Genomic DNA, 20,205 nt, shown 5'->3' on the forward strand with positions numbered 1-20,205 from the left:
GCGTCCGATTCGGACCGAGGTGGACGTTCGATCGATCAGCGCCAAAAAAGAGACGGGGCGGAGAGCGACTCCCGGCGTCCTAGTAGATGCGTTCGTCGTCGAGGTACGTGTGCGTCCGTCCGTTGGTGTACGTGAAGTCGACGAGTTCGCCGACGATCTGGAACCGGTGGATGTCGCGCTCGATCGTCCCTTCCAGAGCGTTCTCCGAAATCATCGTCACGTCCCCGCGGGTCGCGTCGTCGGGCTCGATGCGCTCGCCGACGGTGACCTCGTAGGTCGACTCTTTGCCGTTGCCGACGACGGTCAACGTCCGCGACTCGTCGCCGTACTCCGAGGGATCGATTCGCTCATCGTTGAGGTATACGTTGGCCGATCCGTCGACGGTTATCTCCGTGAGGCTACCGCTGAAAGCGAACGCGTCGCGCCAGCTACCCACGGACCCCGTCACGGTCCCACCGTCGATGACGTCGTCATCGTTGATCGACGCGCCCTTGTACGTCGACTGTTTCACCGCGCCGCTGACGGTTACCTCGTAATCGGTGCCGCCGGAGGTACCGACGCCGTTGATGAGCAGCGTGTTGTCGAGCGGTTCGTCGGTTTCGTCTTCGGGTGGAGATTCCGGGTAGTCGTCGAAATTCACGACGTCGTCGCCGGAGCCGTCGGCCGGCCCGCGCCAGGCCCGCTCCGGGGCCGGCTCAAACGTCATCGCGACGATATCCCCGTCGAAGTAGAACCCGTCGTACGTCCCGGGACCCGCCGTCGCCTCGACGACCGCGTACTCGCCCTCGGTGCGGACGGAGACGGTCTCGTTGTAGCTCGCTCGTCCCCAGTCGGACTGGACGATCTCGCCGTCGCAGTAGATCGCGTACTCGGAGCTGGCGTCGCCGTTCCGGAAGGAGAAGCGCTCCTCGTAGTTCTCGCCCTCGCTCGGGGGAACGACGTTGTCGTGCTCGTCGTAATCGAACCCGCTTCCGCCTGTGGCGCCGTCGCCGCCTGCATCGCGGTCGTCCGGAAGGCCGCCGACCGCCAGCCGGTGGGTATCGTAGTAGATGTTCGTGTCTCTCGGGGCGACTTCGGACCCGCCGTATCGCATGACGGGGCCGAGTAGCTGGTGGGCCTGCTGCGGTTCGGTCGTCCAGCGGAAGTCGTCGCGGTGATAGACTTCTTCGCCGTCCACCCAGACGCGGACGAGGCCGTCCGCGTTCGCTCGACCGTTCGAAATCGTGTTCATCTCGACGTAGGTCTCGACCCTGTGCCACTCGCCGGGTCGGAAGATGTCGGACTGAACGACGTCGGACTCGCCCGACGACGCGTTACGGTCCATGTGGTAGCTGTAGACGTTCAGGCCGAACGGCCCGCTCGAGTTCCCGTCGTGATCGTAGACGTAGAGCCGAACGGACCAGCCGTCGTCTCCCGACGGCGGGCCGTCGCCGCCGGAGTGGGCCTCGCCCCACTGAACGTTGAGGCCGGCGTTGAGAAAGCGGACGTTGTCGCCGGTGGCGTTGAACGTCATCGATTCGTCGGGCTTGACGTCGATGGACTGATAGACCCCCTTCGGGGCGTCGTAGCCGTCCTGGAGGACGTCGTAGGTGACGTTCTGGTTGGTGTTTCGGTCCTGGTCCGTGTGAATGTAGAGGACCTGGCTATCGTCCCTGTCCGAGGACGTGAATCCGTACGACCCGTTTCCGGTCACGTACTGATAGACGTCGTCAGGACGGCTGTACTGATCGTAGTCGAGTTCGATCCAGTCGACGTCGGTCGCAGCGCTCACCGTACCGCTCGCTGCGCTCGCACCGGTTAAGAGTGTCGCAGTCGTTCCGGTCAGTTTCAGATACGACCGACGGTCGATACCGCCGTCAGTCGGTGCTCGTCGGTTCTCGTCAGCGGCGCCGCTATCGCCATCCGTTACCGCTCTGTCGCGTGCCATGCGATCGAGTAATTCAATTATACCACTATAAACTTTTATGGCCTCATGATTGTTAGTACTTCCATATATTCTATTTATCTTTATTGTTTTCATCTGTATTCTTCTCGGCCGCTTACGATATATTATATTACGCCGTGTCGCAGTCCTGTGGTTTCCTTCGTAGTCTCAAACGGCGTGTAAGGCCAAGGGGAAAACAGTCTCGAGTAAAACATGATTAGAGCAGACGAGACGGAATCGAGCGCCGGGGGACGACAGTCGAGCGCCGGGAACGGCGGTCGACGACTCACTCGAGACGACGACGCGATTGACGCACCGACTCCACGAACTGAAAACGGACGACGATCACGTCGGAGAAAAGAAATTCCGCTCGTTCGCCGATCGGAGCGTTACGAGTTCCGAGCGGACGGTCCGCGATCCGACGCGGCGGGACCGACGACGATTCGGTGGTCGTCGAAACAGAACGACTGGTCGGTCGGCGCGACCTCGCTGCCGCCGTACCTGACGCGGGGGCCCAGGTACTCGATTCCCTGAGCGTCCGTCGTCGTAAAGCGGAGGTCCTCGCGCTCGTAGGCGAGTTCGCCGTCGAGCCAGTAGCGGATCACGCCGTCGTGGTTCGCCCGACCGTTCTCGTGCGTGTTCATTCCGACGTAGGTCTCGAGTTCGACCCACTCGCCCACCGGAATCGCCGCGTCGGTGACTTCGATCTCGCCCGAGCCGGTGTCGTAGTCCATGTGGTAGGTGTAAGTCGCCAGCCGGTACGTACCGGCGGGGGGATTCTCACGGTTAGCCAGACAGATAGCCGACGACCAGCCGTCGTCGCCCGTCGGCGGGCCGCGCCCGCCCGACCCCGCGTTGCCGGCTTCGATGTTGAACCCGATCGCGGTGAACCGACAAAGGTCGTCCTGAGCCATGCTCCACTCGTCGCTGATGTAGACCTGGTGAGTCTGGTAGGCTTCCGCCGGCTGCCCGTACCCCTGCTCGGACAGCCAGTACATCGCGTTCGTTCCCCAGCTATCGCCGCTCCCGACGCCGATCGAAAGCGCCTGCTCGCCGGAGTGGGTCGGACGCTCCACGAACGACGCGCTCGTTTCGGTTCCGTTGAAGACGCGGTACGCGTCCGACGGGTCGTCGAGCCGATCGTAATCGATGTCGATCGCGTTCGAGGCCTCGCTCGCCGTCGCGTCGCCGGCAGCGCTCGCCGACGCGCTCGAGGCACCGAGCGTGAGTCCGGTCGTGACCGCCGCACCGGCCGCTCGAACGTACGAGCGGCGGGAGAGCGTCCTCCCCGACGCGGACTGATCCGAAGCACTGTTCGTCTCGTCGCCGTCGGGTAATAGCCGATTGGGGACCATTGCAACTCGAGTAATCGACTATTCCGTTATCAACCTTGTTTTCCCATTGAAGTCGCGAAAATATGAATATCACTCGTTGATTACTAAAACGGCGTGTAAGTCGGCAGATCTGACCGTCCGACGGCGGTTCAGTAGGACGATTACACGATATACAGCGGCCGTAATACGATGTTTCCGACGACGAAACGATGTCCGATCGGTCGTCGACTCCGAGCGCGAAACGGGAAAGCGGTTCCGCGCGAGCGAGCAGAAACCGAAAGGGCCGCGGCGGAACGACCGACGATAGTCGTCCGTCGATTCTGCGAGGGGATCTCCCGCATCACCGGTCGTATTTTTCCACATTCGTCTGTATCAATACAAAACGCCACGTAGTTCGGGGACGGACTGATGATATGACCGCGACCGAGACTCGAGCGGCGGTGAATCGGCGATCGACGGATCCGTCTACGCTTCGGTGGGACCGATGCTAGACCAGTCGCTCGCCGAACTCGATCCTCGAGCGATCGCCCGCTCGATCAGAGCGGGTCCCGACGGGGACCGCGAGCGATCGGACGAGCAGCGCGACTCGAGCGAGTCGTCCCTCTCGGTGACGTGCTATCGAAGTATCGAAGGGGCCAACGAGAACCAGTGGAACAACGCGGTCACCCAATCGGACCGCGGGACGCTGTTTCACCGGTACGAGTGGCTCCGCGCGGTCGAGGCCGGGTTCGACTACGAGCCCCGCCACATCGTCGTGGAGAAGAACGGCAACCCGGTCGGGCTCCTGCCGAACTTCGTCACGGAGCTCGCGCTCCCGGACGCCGTCGTCGACGCGCTCCCGGTGACGCCGCCGGTGCGGCAGCTGGTCTCCGCCGATCCGGGATTCGGTGGCCCGGTGGTCACCTCGAGCGAAGGCGAAACGGTCGACCGTCTCTTCGACGCGCTCGGGACCGTGACCGGCCCGCGAATTCTCTCACACCACGTACGTGCGTACGATCTGGAGTACGTTCGATACGGGCGCTACCTCGAGAAGCGGGGATACGAGCCGACGTTCGACTCCTGTCTCTTCGTTCTCGATCTCGGCGACGGGTGGGAGGCCATCCGCAAGAACATGGACAAGGAACGACGCCGGGACCTCCGAAAGGCCCACGAACAGGAGTCTCGCGTAGAGATCGAGCCGCTCGGGGCGGACCTCGAGACCACCCTCCGGTGGTACGCGAAGAACGTCGAACGCGTCGACGGGACCGTCCATCCGCGGGCGTTCCTCGAGTCGCTCGCGGACGGGTTCGAGGATCGGATACGGGTCTTCCGGGCCGTCGTCGACGGGGACGACGTCGGTCGGTACGTCTACCTGCTCGACGAGGAAGGGGGGACGCTCCACCACTGGCTGTCCGCGATTCCGGACTCGGCGAACTACCGGTATCACCCGTCGGAACTCATGCACGAGCGGGCGATCAAGTGGGGGATCGACCGGGGATACGATCGGTACAGCTTCGGACGGACCGGATCCCACTTCTCGAACTCGGTGTTCACGTTCAAACGGAAGTACGGGGGCGAGGCGATCCCCCTGTTCGAGATGGAGAAGGGATTCTCCCGGCTCGGATGGTCGCTCTACCGAATGGGGCGTTCGATGTACCTCGAGCGCGCCGAGTGAGAGAGCGGGCGAGTACGGGGCGGCGAGCGCCCGCCGATCACTCGTCCTCGGGCCGGTCGGGATAGTCGTCGATAGAGACCTCGCTCCCGTCGATCCACAGTTCGGCCGGGTCGGGGTTTGCGGCGACGGCGACGATCTCGCCGTCGTAGACGTAGCCGTCGGCGGTGTCGGGCACGATCGTCGCCTCGACGACCGCGTATTCGTCGTCAGTGATCGAGACTGCGCCGTTGTACGTCGCCCGCTGACCGTCGACGTTGCTCCACGTCGTCTGGACGATCTCGCCGTCGCAGTAGAGCGCGTACTCGGTCCGCTCGTCGCCGCTCGCGAACGTGACCCGGCCCTCGTACTCGTCCCACCGGTTCTGGCCGACGAAATCGTCCGTCTCGTCGACCGACGGAACGGGCGGGATGTCGCCGAGAACGATTCGGTGCTCGTCGTAGTAAATACTCAGGTCCCGCGGCGCGTTCTCGTTGCCGCCGTATCGAACGATCGGACCGCTGTGTTCGACGCCCTGCTCCTCGGTCGTCGTCCACCGGAAGTCCGTCCGCTCGTAGACCAGTTCGCCGTTCACCCAGTACCGAATCTCGCCGTCGGGAACCGCCTCCCCGTCACTGACCGCGTTCATCTGGACGTACGTCTCGAGTTCGAACCACTCCCCGGCCCGAATCGGCGCATCCACGACCTCGAGTTCGCCGGCAGAGTACAGTTGATCCATGTGGTACGTGTAGGCTGCCAGATTGTACTCGTCGCTCTCGTTCGTGCCGCGAGTCGTGACGGCCACGAGGTTCGACCAGCCGTCGTCGCCGGTCGGCGGCCCGTCGCCGCCGGAGCCCGCCGGCCCCGCTTCGTCGTTCAACCCGGTACACCAGAACCGGCAGACGTCTTCGGCTTCCATCTCCCACTCGTCGCTCAGCGCGATCACCGAGCGCTGGTAGACCTCGTCGGGCTGGGTGCCCCTCTTGGCAGGAAACCAGTACGTCGCGTTGCTGCCGTTGTTCTGACCCTCGTCGATGACGCAGCGGAGCGCCCGAGAGCCGCTGTACGTCCGGTTGTCGACGAACGAATAGCTCCCGTTCTCCTCGCCCGTCCAGACGCGGTAGACGTCTTCCGGCCGCTCGTATCGCTCGTAGTCGATGTCGATCACTTCCGCGTCCGCCGATGGCTCCGCGGGCGGATCGATCGAATCGGAGTCGTTGGTCACGTTCCCGTGATCGTTCGGGTCGTCGTTCGAAACGAGAGTCGCGGCACCCGCCGTCACCCCCGCGCCCGCCGCCAGCGCACCGGCCGCCTTCAGATACGACCGTCGGTCGAGCATTCTACGGACTGTACTGGCTCGGACGACAATACAGTTTGTACTGTCAAACGCCGGAATGTCGGATTACACCGCCTATCGTTCCGTTTTACCGATATGATCGAAGCGAGCGACGGACGGCGAACGACGCGGGTGACCGCTTCTACTCGACGGCGGCGGCTCGAGCGCGAGAGCGCCGGGCCGGGCCGCGAGCCGGCAACCGCCGGCACGCTCCGGTCGAGGTGCGGAACCGGCTCGACCGGGCCGGTTCGAGAACGGTCGGTCGAACGCGAATCCGTCGGGAGTAACCTTCGCGAACACGTGAACAACGGGGGATAGCTTTTCCGACCCGGTTGACGTAGCGGGGAGGCAACCGTGACCGCGAAGACAGCACCGTCCGGCCGACCCGACCGCGACGTCGACCGCTCGAGCCACTACCCAGCGATCGCCACTCCGCTCCGGACCTACCGATGAGCCGGAGATTGGTCGACCTCGCCGTCGGATCGACGATCGCCCTGCCGATCGCGGCGGGCATCGGGCTCGTGGTGCCGCTCTGGCTCGGCCTGTCGAACCTCGCCGTTCTGGGCCTGTATTTCGCAGTACCGATGGTCGCCTCGCCGTTCGTCGTCCGCTGGTTTTGGACCGACCGGCCCGCCCGCCGCTCCCGGTTCGGCCCGTTCGAGTCCGTCGACTGGCGGCTCCTCTCGGTAGCGTTTCACGTCCTCGTCAGCGTGCTCGTTCTCGTCGTGGCCGGCTTCGACGTCCGTCCCACGGCGTTCTTCCTCGGAGTCGGCGTCCTCTACGCGATCTGTTTCCTGCTCGTCGTGTCGACCGAGGAGAGCACGAGCCGAGCGGTCGTCCTCTATCACATCGCGGTCGCGCTGTTGCTGGTGATCTTCAGCGTGACGCTCAACTACGACTTCTTCGTCGGCCGGACCGACCTGTCGACGCACATCTCGCTGACGAACGCCGTCGTCGAGACGGGATCGGTCCCGACGCAGGCCGCGGCCTACGAGCCGTTCGTCCTCTGGCACGCCCTCTCGGGGGCCACCTATCACGTGTTCGGCGGGTCGATCGCACCACACGCCACCATGTACCTGCTCTCCGGACTGGCCTTCGCCGCCGGCGTGCCGACGATGTACTCGTTCGCCCGTCGAGTGTATCCGAACGAACGGGTCGGGCTGCTGGCGGCCTTCCTCTTGATCACGGTCCCGATGTACATCTTCTACGGGATGTACTCGATCCCGCGGAGCATCACGTCGGTGCTCTTCCTCGGACTCTTGCTCACCGTCGTGACGCCGCCGTCGCCGAGAACGAGGCTCCTGACCGTCCTCTTCCTCGTCGGAATCGTCGTCTACCACCCCGTCTCGATCCCGTTCGTCACGGTGATACTCGGCGTGCTATTCGTCGCGGAACGGCTCCTCGGACGGCGAGCGCGGATCGTCGACGGCTTCGTGCTCACGTCGGCGTTTCTCGTCACGAGCATCTACTGGCTCTACCGCGCCGAATTCCTCATCAGACGAATCGTCGACGCGATCATCGTGAGCTTCCTCGGGTCATCCGGGGAGTCCGCGCCCTCGAGCGTCCTCACGAGCCCTTGGATCGAACTCGCGAACTACGCTCAGTACGCGTTTCTCCTGGGATTCGTCCTCCTCGGCGTCCTGTTCTGGCTCCGATCGACCCGGACCCACGAGACGACCTTCGTTGCGGTCGGTATCCTGACCGTCCTGCTGATCCCCCTCGTGTTTCCGGGCCCGACGCTCCTGCTTGACTCGCTGGTCGGGGTGAACGTCAGCCGCTTCCAACACTACAGCTACATGTTCGTGGCGATCACCGGCGCCGTGGGTCTCCACCACCTGCTGAAACGGGGCGGGTTCAGGACCGTCGTCGTCTTGCTCCTGATACTCTCCTGTTTCTCCGTCGCGACCGTCTCGAACGACTTCGTCGCCACGGACAATCCGATGGTCGAACGGCCGTTCTACACGTACTACCTCACCGAACAGGAGCGCCACTCGTTCGAAGCGATCGACGAGAACCACGCCGGCGAAATCGGTGCCGATCGGGTCACTTGCCGCTACCTGAACGAGATCCGCTCGTCGGAGTGTACCATAGCGGACGCGACGGACGAGGATCTGTTCGCGGGGTACGACGGCGTCGTCGTCCGCGAGGGGGAACTCGAGCGGCGACCGTTGCAGTTCACCGACTACGTCACCGAATCGGCGTTCCCGCGGAACGACCTGAGCGACCGAAACCGGGTCTACGATTCGGGGTCGGTATCGTTCTACGTCTGACTCGCCGCCTATCGCCTATCCCCTGAGCTGGACGAGCAATCCGCGGAAATCGAGGAGGCCGAAGAGGTGACAGGCGAGCGTCCAGACGACCACGCCGACGCCGACGCCCACCAGCAAGGAGGCGTATCCCGTGAGGGCGTCGGTGAGCCCGTAGACGATGCCGCCCATCACCAGCGAGATCGCCGCCACCTTCGAGAAACCGATGCCGATCTCCCGGTGATCGAACGGGAGTTCCGTGTAGACGATAGCAACCGACAGGACCGCGTAGATCCCGAAGGTGATCACCGTCGCCACGGCGGCCCCGGCCGCGCCGTAGCGCGGGATGAGGAGGAGGTTCAATCCCAGATTTCCGAACGAGGTGACCGACTTGAGAATCGCCCGCGCTCGCGCTCGACCGAGGTAATCCAGCGCGGGACCGGAGATCTGCTCGAGGGCCTCGAACAGGACGAACAGCGCCAGTATACGGACGACGAGCACGCCGTCGGCGTACGCCGCGCCGAAGATCGTCGGGATCGCGACGTCGGCGATGACGAAAATCCCCGTTACCGCGGGAACGTAGAGGATCAGCGTCTTATAGAGGCTCTCCTGATAGACCGCGGTCGCCCGCTCGAGCGTCCCGTTCGCCCGCTCAGATCCGTAGGTCGGCGAGAGCGCGAATCCGATCGAGGCCGCCGGAACTCGCGTGAACTGGCTGATCTGCTTGCCGAGCGTGTAGAAGGCGACCTGCGCGGGACCGGTGAAGAAACCGACCAGGATGGTGTCCAGTTCCTGGTCGACCTCGTCGGAGAGGCGGGTCACGCTCATCGGGACGTTGTACTTGAGGATCCTGGTTCGGACGCGCGATCGACTCGAGTCGGACGCGTCGGTTCCCCTCGTGAGCCGATACACGACGACGAACCCGACGACGGCGGCCCCCGCGTACCCGAACACGTACCCGGCGACGGCCGACAGCGGCGTCGGCTCGGACAGGACGAGTCCGACGACGAAGACGAGCGTGAGCACGCCCTCGAACAGGTGGACTTTCGCGCTGGTGGCGATCGCTTCGAACCCCTGCATGACGAACCGGTGGTGGGTGTGAATCGAATAGAAGAAGACGTAGCCGGCTCCGGCGACGAGCAGCGGCGTGAGCGCTGGTTCGCCGAGTATCCCCGCCAGCGGCTCGGCGAACACGACCAGCGCGATCGAGACGATCGCCGCGGCGACGACGACCAGTTTCCAGGACTCGATGACGGTCCTGGACGCCGTTCCCGGTTCGGTCTCCTTGAACTGCGCGATGTACCGCGCGGCAGAGCGCGGAATGCCGGATTCGCTGAAGAACCGCGCGGTGGTGAATATCGAGATCGCCAGTGCGAGCAGGCCGTACAGGTTCGGGCCCAGCGTCCGGGTCAAGAATATCAACAACACCCCGGTACTGGCGACGTGGACGACTCTCCCGCCGAAATCGGAGAGGATGTTGGAGAGTAATCGGCTCACCATGGCGAGCGATCGCCGCGGGCGGACCGCCGGTTCGGACCGCGACGGAACGATCGGATCGTGACGGCCGAAAAAGTCCGATACTCGAACCCGTTTCCGTTCATCAGCTACACCGCTACCGGTTCGGGCCCGCGCGATCGAGACGGGCGGCCATCGGCCATCGATTTGCGACCGAGCGTCGTTCGACGGCTCATCTATCGACAGTGCTCCGCCGCACACGCACTAATAACTTGGCGGAGGTTTTGGCGGAAGCGTCGGACTACGACCACGGGACCGTCGATCGAGCGCCGCCAGATATTTCGCGGAGACGGCGATTCCCCTGCGACCCCGACGAGACGATCGGCCGAAGCCGCGCTTGGCGCGCGACTGGACGCGTGCCCCTTCTCGAATTCCATCGGGCCGAAAGCCGACGGTCGGTCGCCGGCGTGTCACGCGTCGTCGCCGCGCGGTTGCGGCCCGATAGCCGGACGGAAAGGATCGGTTACCGATCTCGCTCGAGCCGATCGGCGGCTGGGTTTATGATCGTGCTCGTGCCGAACTCACGCATGACGACGCGCCACCGGTTCCGGATCGTTCGGCGACAGATCGCGCTGATGGTCGCGGTGGCCCTCTCGCTGACCGCGCTGGAGTCGCTCTCCTACGGGCTGTTCTTCGCCGTTTCGCTGCTCGGGCTGGTGGTACTTTCGGAGATTTCGACGTCGCGGATCGTCGCCGTCCCGTGGCAGTCCCGGCTCCGCCGGCTCTCGGTGCTCGGCCTGCTCGGCTACGCGGTCGTCGCGGCCTATCGACTCGACGAGATCCTCTCGGTCGTGACGCTCCCGTGACAATGCCGATCGAACGCGTCACTCGTAGGGCGTTTCCCAACGGCACGTGACCAGCCACTTCGTCCCGTCGATTCCCGGGGCGACCTCGAGGTCGATCGGTCGCTCGAGTCCGGTAGCGAAGCCGGTCGCGAGAAACGAGGGGATCGGGTGATCGAATCGATCGATGTCGCCGAGGCTGCTGTCGGAGACCGTGAACGTGACGGAGTCGTCACCGATCGCCGTCGGCTCGACGCGCCCCGCGAGTTCGAACAGGTCGACGAGCCCCGCCGCTAACTGGGCGGCGAGCGGGCGCGGAGTAGTCCCGAGATCGCCCCGCAGCTCGCGTTCGAACTCGCGAACGAGGCGGCCGGACGTCGGCTCGAGCGTCAGTTCGCTCTCGTCGACTCGAGCGAATTCGTTCTCGGTTCGGTTCGTGCCGACCGATCCGTAGAGGCTCAGCCGCGCCGGAACGATACCGTCGCTCGGAACGTAGATCGGATCGCGGTTCCCGTTGACGGCGTCGGCGATCGCGAGCTGATTTGCGGCGGCGGCCGACGAGAGACGGTCGGCGACCGTCACGGTGACGACGTCGTCCGTCGAAAGAGAGGCGGCGAGCAACCCGCCGAACAGCCCCGTTCCGGCGAATGCGAACAGGATCGCACGCGCGTCGGGAACGAGGATCCCACCGACCGCGGCGAGGAGACCGAGGGCGACCGATCCGATCGTCGTTCGCCGATATCGGGACGCGGCCGACCGTCCGCCTCGGAATCGGGGTCGTTCGTCTCGGATCGAACGGCTGTTCCGGACGCCGGTTTCCCGCCCGTTGTCGGGGTCGAACGCTCCTTCCGCCGAGGTGGCGTTCGCATCGGTGTCTTCGGTGTTCATGTGTCAGACTAGTGTACTGTACGTCGCGAATCGAGCGGCGGGAATCGGCGGGTGAGAGGGGCGTGTAGCGCTGACAAAACGCCGGGCGCGTCGAACCGAGCGATCGACGGGCGCGCGGAGCACCGATGGGGAGAACGATCGATCGGCTGTCGGCGAGACCATACTCCCCAAGATGGCAGATGGTAATTTGAAACCAGTGATGGTCCAGGTCGCAAAAGGTTCTATTAACTGGGAAGAAAACCCCGGTTCAACGAGGCGTGCGGTCTGGGGCGTCAGCGGGACGGATCGACGTGAGGATGTGTTACTGCCGGTAGAGCGATCGGCCGACGTTCAGCGCCGGCAACGCCGCCGCCGGATGGCCGCGTTCCCACCAGAGCATCGGCTTCGCCTGCCCGCCGAATCGCTCTTTGAACCGGAAGAGACCGTCTCTGAAATCCGGCTCCGTCCCGCGGAAGTCGTACGTCTCGTAGCCGTTTTCGATCCCCCACTTGATCGCGTGCTCGTGGAGGAGCTCCGACGCGCTGTACTCGAAGTGGTCCTCCGTGATTCCCGAAAACAGGTAGTGAATCGTCGACTGTTCGTCGTCCAGCAGTACCAGAATCATCCCGCGTCTGCTCCCGTCGACGTGAAGGGAAAACACCGTCACCCGTTCGGAGAAATCGCGGAGCGCGAGGAAGAGCGACCGCGGGAACCCGCTGCCCTCGACGCGGCCCATCACCGACGAGAAGTTCTCGTAGAACTCGGACAGCGTGCTCTCGCGGAGTTCCTCGTCGACGACCTCGAACTCCTGATCGTGACCCTGCTTGATCGCTCGCCGCCGCGAACTGTGCATTTCGGAACTGAGCCGGTCCCAGCCGCGGGTGAGATCGAGCGTGAATCGACACCGCTTGAGCTGTAACCGGTAGCCGTTTTCCCGTAGTAAGCCGTGGTACCGAATCGATCCCGGGTATCCCATTCGAAGCTGATCGAAGAGGATCCGTCCGTCGCAGAGGTGCGGAATCGCCTTGAGCAGCCGTTCGAGGGCTTCTTCCTCGTCCGTCATCGCGACCGGCCCGCCCACTCCGGGGGTGACGGACACGAGGCGCTCCACCGGAGTCGATCCGACCCGCCGGACGAAGGTCGGGAGGATCGCGATCGGGTTGTCCTTCTTGGAGACGAGCAGGTGTTTCGGTTCGTACGAGGTGCCGGACTCGATCGCGTGGACCCACTCGTAGCGGTGAAATACGCACCCACAGTCCGACTGCGTCACGACCTGATTCCACTGATTTCGATCGATCGGTTCGATACTGCTGAATTTCCGGACCTCGAGTGACATGTGTGGGGATCACCGGAACTGGTTCCGTATCGACAGCCTACCCGTCCAAAAATGTTCTGAGCGTATCGTTCGTTAACGCCAGCTAAGATGCGTCAGAACGCCTATATCCGTTCGAGACTATCGGAGCCACTGACAGTCACCGCACACCTGCTCGCACGATCGCTGCGTCCCCGCTCGCACGATGGCGTTGCGATCAGTACGTGAATCGTTTCAGTGACGACGGTAGTGTGAGGACGCCCGAACCATCGCTCACGGGCGACCGGGAGTCCGGACGCCGACGGACGGACGCAGCTCCGATCACCGACCCTCAACTCGATGTTTGCGGAACGAGTAATTTCCCCGTATTCGGTCAGTCTATCGAGTGATTCACGCCAACTAACCGGCCGATTTTAGCGGTCGACGGTGATACCACCGACGATGGCCGACGTCCGCTCGCAGATGCGCTCTCGACTTCGGACGATACGAGCGCTGCCCGCGGATCTCGTCGCCGCCGTCGCGGTAACGCTCGTCGCGAACGTGGTCGTGTTCGCACCGGTCGTCCGCGACACACCCCTCAGGATCCCGGTTGGTATCGTGTTCGTCCTCCTCGTGCCGGGTTACGTTCTCGTCGCCGCACTGTTTCCCGAACGGGGCGCGGATCGGACCGAGGCGGCCCTCGAGCGAGAGTCGCCGGACTCCGAAAGCGGGGTCCGATCCGGTGACGACCGACTGGATACTCGCGTCTGGAACGCGCCGTGGCCGGCGCGAATCGACGGCCTCGAGCGCCTGGCGTACGCGGTCGGAACGAGTTTCGTGGTCGCTCCGCTTCTCGCCGTGTCGCTCGATCTGACGCCGTGGGGGATCCGACTGCTCCCGTTCATGACCGCGGTGACCGCGTTCACGCTGTTCACGACGGCCGTCGCCGCGGTGCGTCGGTGGACCGTTCCGGAATCGGAACGGTTTCGGATCCCCTACCGGTCGTGGCTGGCCGCGAGTCGCGCCGCGATACTCGGACCGGATACGCGAGCAGACGCGGCGCTGAACGCGATGCTGATCGCGGCCGTGCTACTCGCGCTCGGAAGCGTCGGCTACGCCGCGACCGTGCTCCCGCAGGACGACGAGTTCTCGGCGATCTACCTCCGCTCGGACGACGGCGGACTCGAGGTCGACGGCTATCCGACCGACCTCGAACCGGGCGAGAGCGCCGAGGTTACCGTCGGAATCGACAATCAGGAGGGGCGGTCGATGAACTACACCGTGGTCGTCGTGGAACAGACGGTCGATTCGAACGGAACCGACGCGGTCGTCGAGGAGCAACGGGAACTCGATCGGGTCGACGTGGCGGTCGACGCCGGCGAACGCGCCGAGTTCGAATACGAACTCGAGCCGACGGCGACCGGCGAGAACGTTCGGATCGCCTGGTTGCTCTATCCGAACGACGGGCCCGACGACCCGTCCGCTTCGAACGCGAACGGCCACGTCTACCTCACGGCGGAGGAGCGCTCGACCGACGAGAACGCGACGGAATCCGTTGCCGGATAAACCACTATTTCTCACGGATCGGTTGCGACTGCGATACCGTTCCACGATATATTTGTTATTGTTCTGGTGGTACCGTCTGCCACTCACAAGGCGGCCCTCCTCGTCGGGCGGACGCATGCCCGACTACTCCGCCATCGTCCTCGCAGCCGGTGAGGGAAACCGACTGCGTCCGCTCACTCAGAACCGGCCGAAACCGATGCTCCCCGCGGCGACGAAACCGATCCTCGAACACGTTTTCGATCGGCTCGTCGACGCCGGAATCGACGAGATCGTCGCGGTCGTCGGATACCGGTGCGATCGCGTCCAGTCTCACTTCGGGCCGACCTATCGAAACGTCCCGATTACGTACGTCTCCCAGGAGAAGCGCCTCGGGACCGGGCACGCCCTGCTCGCGGCCGAGGACGCCGTCGACGGAACCTGCATCGCGATCAACGGCGATCAGATCGTCGACGACCGAATCGTTCGGGAGACAATCACGGGTCACGAGGCCGACGCCGACGCGACGCTCGCGCTGTTGCAGCGCTCGCACATCGAAGAGTACGGCGGCGTCACCGTCGACGACGGGCGCGTGACGAGCATCGTCGAGAACCCGAGTGACGACCGGGGCTACTTCCTCAACGCCGGCGTCTACGTGCTCGAGCCGGTTGTGTTCGACGCCGTTCGAGCGACGGAACCGAGCGACGGCGAGTATCATCTGGTAGACGCCCTGTCGACGCTCGCGGACTCCGGAGAGACCGTCCGCGGAGTGGTATCCGACGGGATCTGGGTCGACGCGACCTACCCGTGGGATCTGCTCGACATCTCGTTCGAGTTGTTCGACGCCGGGATCGTCGACGGCGGTCTCCCGCTGGAGGGACAGCGCGGCTCGTGCGTTCACGAATCGGCGGTGATACGGGAGCCGGTCGTCGTGGATCAGGACTGCGTCATCGGCCCGGAAGCCGTCGTCGGTCCGTACGTCTGTCTCGGCGAGAACGCGACCGTGGGCTCGAACGCGGTCGTCAAGCGGAGCGTCATCGATACCGACACGCGCGTCGGTGCCAACGTGACGGCGATCGATTGCCTCACCGGCACCGGCGTGACGATCGGAGCGGGATCGAATATTCCCGGCGGTCCCGCCGACGTTCGCGTCGAGGATCGCGTCTTCGAGGACGAATCGCTCGGCGCACTGCTGGCGGATCGAGTCCGCGATCGGGGCGGAGCCACGTACGTTCCGGGCGCAATCGTCGGTCCGGACGTGGACGTGCAAGCGGGAACGACCGTTCGCGGAACGGTTCCCGAGGGGACGGAGGTGCGTTCCTGATGTGTGGCATCATCGGGTACACGCCCGCGAACTCGGATCAGGACGTCCTCGACGTGTTACTGGACGGGCTGTCGGACCTCGAGTACCGCGGGTACGATTCGGCGGGCGTCGCGATCGCCAACTCGTCGATGTCGGTGTACAAACGAAACGGTGAGCTGTCGGAACTCGAGGCGACGGTTCCGGACGGGTCGGTCCGCGGTGACGCCGGGATCGGACACACCCGGTGGAGCACCCACGGACCGCCCTCGGACGAGAACGCGCACCCCCACACCGACTGCGACGGGTCCGTCGCGGTCGTTCACAACGGGATTATCGAAAACTATCGTGACCTCCGCGACGAACTCGAGGACGCGGGCCACGAGTTCGACAGCGAGACCGACACCGAGGTCATCCCGCACCTGATCGAGACGTCGCTCGAACAGGGGGCCGACGCCGAGCTGGCGTTTCGACGCGCGATCGATCGGTTACGAGGCAGTTTCGCCGTGGCAGCGCTCTTCTCGGGATCCGAATCGGTGTACGCGACGCGCAGCCAGTCGCCGCTCGTGCTCGGGATCGGTGACGACGGCTACCACCTGGCGAGCGACGTCCCGGCGTTTCTCGAGTACACGGATCAGGTCGTCTACCTCCAGGACGGGCAGTTCGCGACGATCTCCCCGTCGGGCGTCGAGATCACCGACGAGCGCGGGACGGTCGTGGACATGCCGGTGAAGACGGTGGCGTGGGATCCGGAGGAGGCGGGCAAGAGCGGCTACGACCACTACATGCGCAAGGAGATCAACGAGCAGCCGCGCGCGATCCGTAACTGCATCCGCGGCCGAACCGACGAGATCGCAGGCGCCGTCTCGATCGGCGAACTCGACGAACTCGAGCGCCCGGAACGCATCCACCTCGTCGCCTGCGGGACGTCCTACCACGCCGCGCTGTACGCCGCCCGGTTGTTCCGCGGCGGCGGCGTTCCGACGACGCCCTTCTACGCGAGCGAGTACGACGCCGACTCGGTTCCGATCGACGAGGAGACGCTCGTCGTCGGCGTTACCCAGAGCGGCGAGACGGCCGATACGCTGGGTGCGCTCCGGGACGCGAACCGAAGGGGGTCCCAGACGCTCGCGGTGACGAACGTCGTCGGGAGTTCGGCCTCGCGCGAGACCGACCACGTGATGTACATTCGGGCCGGCCCGGAGATCAGCGTCGCCGCGACGAAGACGTTCGCCTCTCAGCAGGCCGCGCTGGCGATGCTCTCGAGCGCGCTCACGGACGAGTGTTCTCGAGCGTTCGTCGAGGCGCTTCGGGCCCTCCCGGATCAGATACAGTCCGTCCTGGACGGCTCCCGCGCGAAGGAGGTCGCCGACGCCTACGTGGACGCGGACGCGTACTTCTTCATCGGTCGCGGCCACGGCGCGTCGGTGGCGCTCGAGGGGGCGCTGAAAATGAAGGAGATTACGTACAAACACGCCGAGGGCTTCCCCGCCGGCGAGTTGAAACACGGACCGCTGGCGCTGGTGTCCGAACGGACGCCGATCGTCGCGATAGCGAACGGCGAATCGGAGACCGAGAAGCTGATCGGCAACATCAAGGAAGTCGAAGCCCGCGGAGCGCCGGTGATCGCGGTCGCGGATTCGCCCGATGCGGTCGACTCCCACGTCGATCACGTCCTGCGCGTGCCCGAGACGCGGCCGCGGTTCGCACCGATACTGGCGAACGTACAGCTCCAGCTACTGTCGTACTGGGTCGCGAACCGACTGGGTCGATCGATCGACAAGCCCAGAAACCTCGCGAAGAGCGTTACGGTCGAGTGACGGAGACGGCCGTACTCACCCGTCCCGCTCCCCGTTCTCGTCGCTGGATTCGTTCCGGTGTTCGGAAAGCGCTTCCCCGATCGTCAACTCGCCCGCAGCGACCCGGCGAGCGAGCACCTCGTCGATCGCCCGATTGCGCTCGCTCTGTTCGCGCGAACGGTCCTTGATGACCTGAATCTCTCCCTCCGTCGGCTCGATCTCGCGAGCGTCGACGACCTCCCCCTCGAGCCGGGCGATGTTCACCGCGGCGAGCACGTCACCCATTCCTCGTGCGCCCGTGCCGAGGTAGGGGGTCGTCCCCGTCTCGTCGACGAGTTCGACGCGAACGTCGTCGAGATCGGTGACCAGTTTCGCGCTCTCGAGTCGGGAGCCGTCGCCGATGCGGACGACCGGGGAGGGTGCCTCGGCGGCCTCGCGTTGAATCAGGTCGACGGCGTCGCCCAGCGGCACCTGGAAGGCGGCGACGACCGTTTCGCCGGCGAGGACGGCGATCCCGGGCTTGCGGCCCGGGTCGACGCCGATGATCGTCCGGCCGCCGCCGCCGCGAACCGCGGCCAGCGCCTGGTCGATCGCCCGCCTCGGGTCGTCGGCATCGGCGACGATCGTCGTCACGTCGGCGAAGTCGTCGGCGTGATCGGTCCCGGTGACGACCACGTCGGCGTGGTCCGGCAGCTCGGCGTCGGGTTCGACGGTGGTAAACGTCGTCCCGCGCTCGCGGAGCTCGTTGACGACGCCGTGGTACACCTCGAAGTCCGTCGTGGCGACGACGATCACGACTCGGCCTTCGGTCCCGTGACGAATAAACGTACGCGAACGGTCCGTCGCGTTCGCGGCGTCGACGAGAGGCGGATAGCGGCGATGGGAACGCCGACGGGAGCCGACGGCTCTCCGGGGCGACGAGACGATCGAGCCCGTTCCGAACCTCTCGCGAGCCGAACGCTGAACACTACGGCTTTATTCGGCGGAGCCGCTATTCCGGTCGCGATTCGCCGGGTGATTCATCAGCGCGGTTTCCGATCGCGCCTCGGCCGGAATCGTGAAGTAAAACGTCGCCCCATCGCCGGGGACGGACTCGGCCCAGATCTCGCCGCCGACAGACTCGCTCCGCGAGCCTGCCGAGCTCGAACTCGCTTCGCTCGCTCGAACGCCGTGGCGTTCGACGATCCGTTCGCAGAGCGCGAGTCCGATTCCCGTTCCGTCGTGCTCGTCGGGCGGATGGAGGCGTTCGAACACCTCGAAGATGCGGTCGAGTTCGTCCGCGTCGATGCCGATCCCGTCGTCGCGGACGGCGATCCGCCACTCGTCTCCGTCTCGCTCGGCCGAGATATCCACTCGAGGCACCCCTTCACCGCTGTATTCGATCGCGTTGTCCAGCAAGTTCCGGAACACGTGACGGAGTTGTTCCTCGTCACCGATGACTCGCGGGAGCGAATCGACCGTGATCTCCGCGTCGCTCTCGTCGATTCGGAACGCGAGGTCCGCGCGGACGTCGGCGAGGACGACGTCGAGATCGACGGGTTCGAAGGAACCCTCGTCCCTGTCGACCCGCGAGTACTCGAGGAGGGCCTGGATCATCTCGCGCATCCGGTCGGCGCCGTCCACCGCGAACTCGACGAATTCGCGGCCCTCCGCGTCGAGGTCGTCGGCGTACCGACTCTCCAGCAACCGGAGGTAGCTCGAGATCATCCGCAGGGGCTCCTGGAGGTCGTGCGAGGCGGCGTAGGCGAACTGCTCGAGGCGGTCGTTCGATCGTCGAAGGTCCCGTTCGTACTCGATCTGTTCGGTAATGTCCGTGAGGGTGAGCACGGCGTTTCGCTGCTCGTCGCCCGGCAACGGGTTCCCGCTGATCAGGAGCCAGACGCGCCGACCGTCGGCGTTTCTGAGTCCGATCGGGCCGTCGTGCACCGTCTCTCCTCGTTCCACGACTCGATACGTCGGGGACTCCTCCGGAGCGAGCGGTGTCCCGTCCAACCGGATCAGGTCGAATTCGTCGATACGGTCCTCGTAGTCACCGACGCCCTCCGGTGCGTCCCCGAATATCTCTTCGGCCTGCTCGTTGCGGTAGTCGAACGTCCCGTCGCGGTCGAGCGTCGCGATCCCGATCGGAGCCGTTCGGACGAGTTGCTCGACGAAGTTTCGCTCCTTCCGCAGCGCGCGTTCGCTCCGTTCGGCTTCGGCCGCTCGAGTGAGCGCTCGCGCCTCCATCACGCCGACCCCCAGACCGCCGATCGTACCGACTGCGGTCAGGATACCGATCTCCCGCACCGGGTTCCCGAGGGTCGCGTCGGGATTGAGAACGAGCAGGGCGGTGACGCCGAACATCACCGCCAGACCGCCGAGACACCAGCCCGAAACGCGCGGAAACCGAGCGGGTGGAAGGTCGCTCTCGCCGACCCAGTACCCCCCGTAGAGTAGCGTGACGGCCGGCCACGCGAACAGGAGAAGATCGACCGAAATCTCCCCAGTTGGGCCGTCAGTCACTATATTTCGGTGTATCTGGATCGCTCCGAGTACGACGAACAGCCCGCCCAGCGCCGAAATAAGGACCTGTCCTCCCACTCTCGAAATAAAACGGCTCCAGGCGGACATTATCTTACATAGTCCCCATCGAGTTGTGA

The 20,205-nt window shown here is 64.8% G+C and carries 15 protein-coding genes; 7 read left to right on the forward strand and 8 right to left on the reverse strand.

Annotated features, from left to right (window positions below):
- Positions 1-79 precede the first annotated feature (79 nt).
- Together AC0QDI_RS09085 and AC0QDI_RS09090 are read right to left on the reverse strand one after the other, a co-directional pair.
- On the reverse strand, positions 80-1,927 hold the full coding sequence (locus tag AC0QDI_RS09085) for a hypothetical protein (protein WP_474667394.1): 1,848 nt from the start codon (positions 1,925-1,927) through the stop codon (positions 80-82).
- Positions 1,928-2,313: 386 nt separating this feature from the next.
- Positions 2,314-3,279, reverse strand: a complete 966-nt coding sequence (locus AC0QDI_RS09090) for a hypothetical protein (RefSeq protein ID WP_474667396.1) — start codon at positions 3,277-3,279, stop codon at positions 2,314-2,316.
- Positions 3,280-3,742: 463 nt separating this feature from the next.
- On the opposite strand from AC0QDI_RS09090, the gene AC0QDI_RS09095 reads away from it, so the two are divergent.
- Entirely contained in the window at positions 3,743-4,912 is a 1,170-nt protein-coding gene (locus tag AC0QDI_RS09095) for a GNAT family N-acetyltransferase (protein WP_474667398.1), read from the forward strand.
- A 37-nt stretch (positions 4,913-4,949) separates the two neighbouring features.
- Here the strand turns inward: AC0QDI_RS09095 and AC0QDI_RS09100 are convergent, their stop codons facing one another.
- Positions 4,950-6,227 carry a heparin lyase I family protein gene (locus tag AC0QDI_RS09100; RefSeq protein ID WP_474667400.1) on the reverse strand — a complete coding sequence of 426 codons (1,278 nt, stop codon included), beginning with the start codon at positions 6,225-6,227 and terminating at the stop codon, positions 4,950-4,952.
- A 93-nt stretch (positions 6,228-6,320) separates the two neighbouring features.
- Between AC0QDI_RS09100 and AC0QDI_RS09105 the strand changes: the two genes are divergently transcribed.
- Both AC0QDI_RS09105 and AC0QDI_RS09110 read left to right on the forward strand, forming a co-directional pair.
- Positions 6,321-6,542, forward strand: a complete 222-nt coding sequence (locus tag AC0QDI_RS09105; RefSeq protein WP_474667402.1) for a hypothetical protein — start codon at positions 6,321-6,323, stop codon at positions 6,540-6,542.
- Positions 6,543-6,673: 131 nt separating this feature from the next.
- Positions 6,674-8,494 carry a hypothetical protein gene (locus AC0QDI_RS09110; protein WP_474667404.1) on the forward strand — a complete coding sequence of 607 codons (1,821 nt, stop codon included), beginning with the start codon at positions 6,674-6,676 and terminating at the stop codon, positions 8,492-8,494.
- Positions 8,495-8,509: 15 nt separating this feature from the next.
- Here AC0QDI_RS09110 and AC0QDI_RS09115 read toward each other — a convergent pair whose 3' ends face one another.
- Entirely contained in the window at positions 8,510-9,970 is a 1,461-nt protein-coding gene (locus AC0QDI_RS09115) for a lipopolysaccharide biosynthesis protein (RefSeq protein ID WP_474667406.1), read from the reverse strand.
- A 542-nt stretch (positions 9,971-10,512) separates the two neighbouring features.
- Here AC0QDI_RS09115 and AC0QDI_RS09120 point away from each other — a divergent pair.
- A complete protein-coding gene (locus AC0QDI_RS09120; protein ID WP_474667408.1) occupies positions 10,513-10,791 on the forward strand; it encodes a DUF8044 family membrane protein in 279 nt (92 codons plus the stop codon).
- Positions 10,792-10,809: 18 nt separating this feature from the next.
- Here AC0QDI_RS09120 and AC0QDI_RS09125 read toward each other — a convergent pair whose 3' ends face one another.
- Positions 10,810-11,655 carry a DUF7982 domain-containing protein gene (locus tag AC0QDI_RS09125; protein WP_474667410.1) on the reverse strand — a complete coding sequence of 282 codons (846 nt, stop codon included), beginning with the start codon at positions 11,653-11,655 and terminating at the stop codon, positions 10,810-10,812.
- 301 nt (positions 11,656-11,956) lie between these two features.
- Complete coding sequence (locus AC0QDI_RS09130; RefSeq protein ID WP_474667412.1) at positions 11,957-12,970, reverse strand: lipid II:glycine glycyltransferase FemX; 1,014 nt, start codon at positions 12,968-12,970, stop codon at positions 11,957-11,959.
- 417 nt (positions 12,971-13,387) lie between these two features.
- Between AC0QDI_RS09130 and AC0QDI_RS09135 the strand changes: the two genes are divergently transcribed.
- From AC0QDI_RS09135 to glmS, 3 genes are all read left to right on the forward strand, one after another.
- Positions 13,388-14,491, forward strand: a complete 1,104-nt coding sequence (locus AC0QDI_RS09135; protein WP_474667414.1) for a DUF1616 domain-containing protein — start codon at positions 13,388-13,390, stop codon at positions 14,489-14,491.
- A gap of 115 nt (positions 14,492-14,606) precedes the next feature.
- A complete protein-coding gene (locus AC0QDI_RS09140) occupies positions 14,607-15,791 on the forward strand; it encodes a sugar phosphate nucleotidyltransferase (RefSeq protein WP_474667416.1) in 1,185 nt (394 codons plus the stop codon).
- Positions 15,791-17,587, forward strand: coding sequence for a glutamine--fructose-6-phosphate transaminase (isomerizing) (glmS, locus tag AC0QDI_RS09145; protein WP_474667418.1), 1,797 nt, complete (start codon positions 15,791-15,793; stop codon positions 17,585-17,587). Before AC0QDI_RS09140 ends, glmS begins: the two co-directional genes overlap by 1 nt.
- 15 nt (positions 17,588-17,602) lie before the next feature.
- Here glmS and AC0QDI_RS09150 read toward each other — a convergent pair whose 3' ends face one another.
- Both AC0QDI_RS09150 and AC0QDI_RS09155 read right to left on the reverse strand, forming a co-directional pair.
- The gene (locus tag AC0QDI_RS09150) at positions 17,603-18,361 is read right to left on the reverse strand and encodes a hypothetical protein (protein ID WP_474667420.1); all 759 of its coding nucleotides are present in this window, start codon (positions 18,359-18,361) and stop codon (positions 17,603-17,605) included.
- 180 nt (positions 18,362-18,541) lie between these two features.
- Positions 18,542-20,176 (reverse strand): sensor histidine kinase, encoded by a 1,635-nt coding sequence (locus AC0QDI_RS09155; RefSeq protein ID WP_474667422.1) that lies wholly within the window; start codon positions 20,174-20,176, stop codon positions 18,542-18,544.
- Between the last annotated feature and the right edge of the window lie 29 nt (positions 20,177-20,205).

Source organism: Natrinema sp. LJW11 (assembly GCF_056135975.1).

Bases quoted from the DNA above. Each gene is read 5' to 3' on its own strand.
- AC0QDI_RS09140 (WP_474667416.1), top strand. From the start codon at position 14,607: ATGCCCGACTACTCCGCCATCGTCCTCGCAGCCGGTGAGGGAAACCGA.
- AC0QDI_RS09090 (WP_474667396.1), bottom strand. From the start codon at position 3,279: ATGGTCCCCAATCGGCTATTACCCGACGGCGACGAGACGAACAGTGCT.
- AC0QDI_RS09115 (WP_474667406.1), bottom strand. From the start codon at position 9,970: ATGGTGAGCCGATTACTCTCCAACATCCTCTCCGATTTCGGCGGGAGA.
- AC0QDI_RS09110 (WP_474667404.1), top strand. From the start codon at position 6,674: ATGAGCCGGAGATTGGTCGACCTCGCCGTCGGATCGACGATCGCCCTG.
- AC0QDI_RS09095 (WP_474667398.1), top strand. From the start codon at position 3,743: ATGCTAGACCAGTCGCTCGCCGAACTCGATCCTCGAGCGATCGCCCGC.
- AC0QDI_RS09120 (WP_474667408.1), top strand. From the start codon at position 10,513: ATGACGACGCGCCACCGGTTCCGGATCGTTCGGCGACAGATCGCGCTG.
- AC0QDI_RS09100 (WP_474667400.1), bottom strand. From the start codon at position 6,227: ATGCTCGACCGACGGTCGTATCTGAAGGCGGCCGGTGCGCTGGCGGCG.
- AC0QDI_RS09125 (WP_474667410.1), bottom strand. From the start codon at position 11,655: ATGAACACCGAAGACACCGATGCGAACGCCACCTCGGCGGAAGGAGCG.
- AC0QDI_RS09135 (WP_474667414.1), top strand. From the start codon at position 13,388: ATGGCCGACGTCCGCTCGCAGATGCGCTCTCGACTTCGGACGATACGA.
- AC0QDI_RS09085 (WP_474667394.1), bottom strand. From the start codon at position 1,927: ATGGCACGCGACAGAGCGGTAACGGATGGCGATAGCGGCGCCGCTGAC.
- AC0QDI_RS09130 (WP_474667412.1), bottom strand. From the start codon at position 12,970: ATGTCACTCGAGGTCCGGAAATTCAGCAGTATCGAACCGATCGATCGA.
- AC0QDI_RS09105 (WP_474667402.1), top strand. From the start codon at position 6,321: ATGATCGAAGCGAGCGACGGACGGCGAACGACGCGGGTGACCGCTTCT.
- AC0QDI_RS09155 (WP_474667422.1), bottom strand. From the start codon at position 20,176: ATGTCCGCCTGGAGCCGTTTTATTTCGAGAGTGGGAGGACAGGTCCTT.
- glmS (WP_474667418.1), top strand. From the start codon at position 15,791: ATGTGTGGCATCATCGGGTACACGCCCGCGAACTCGGATCAGGACGTC.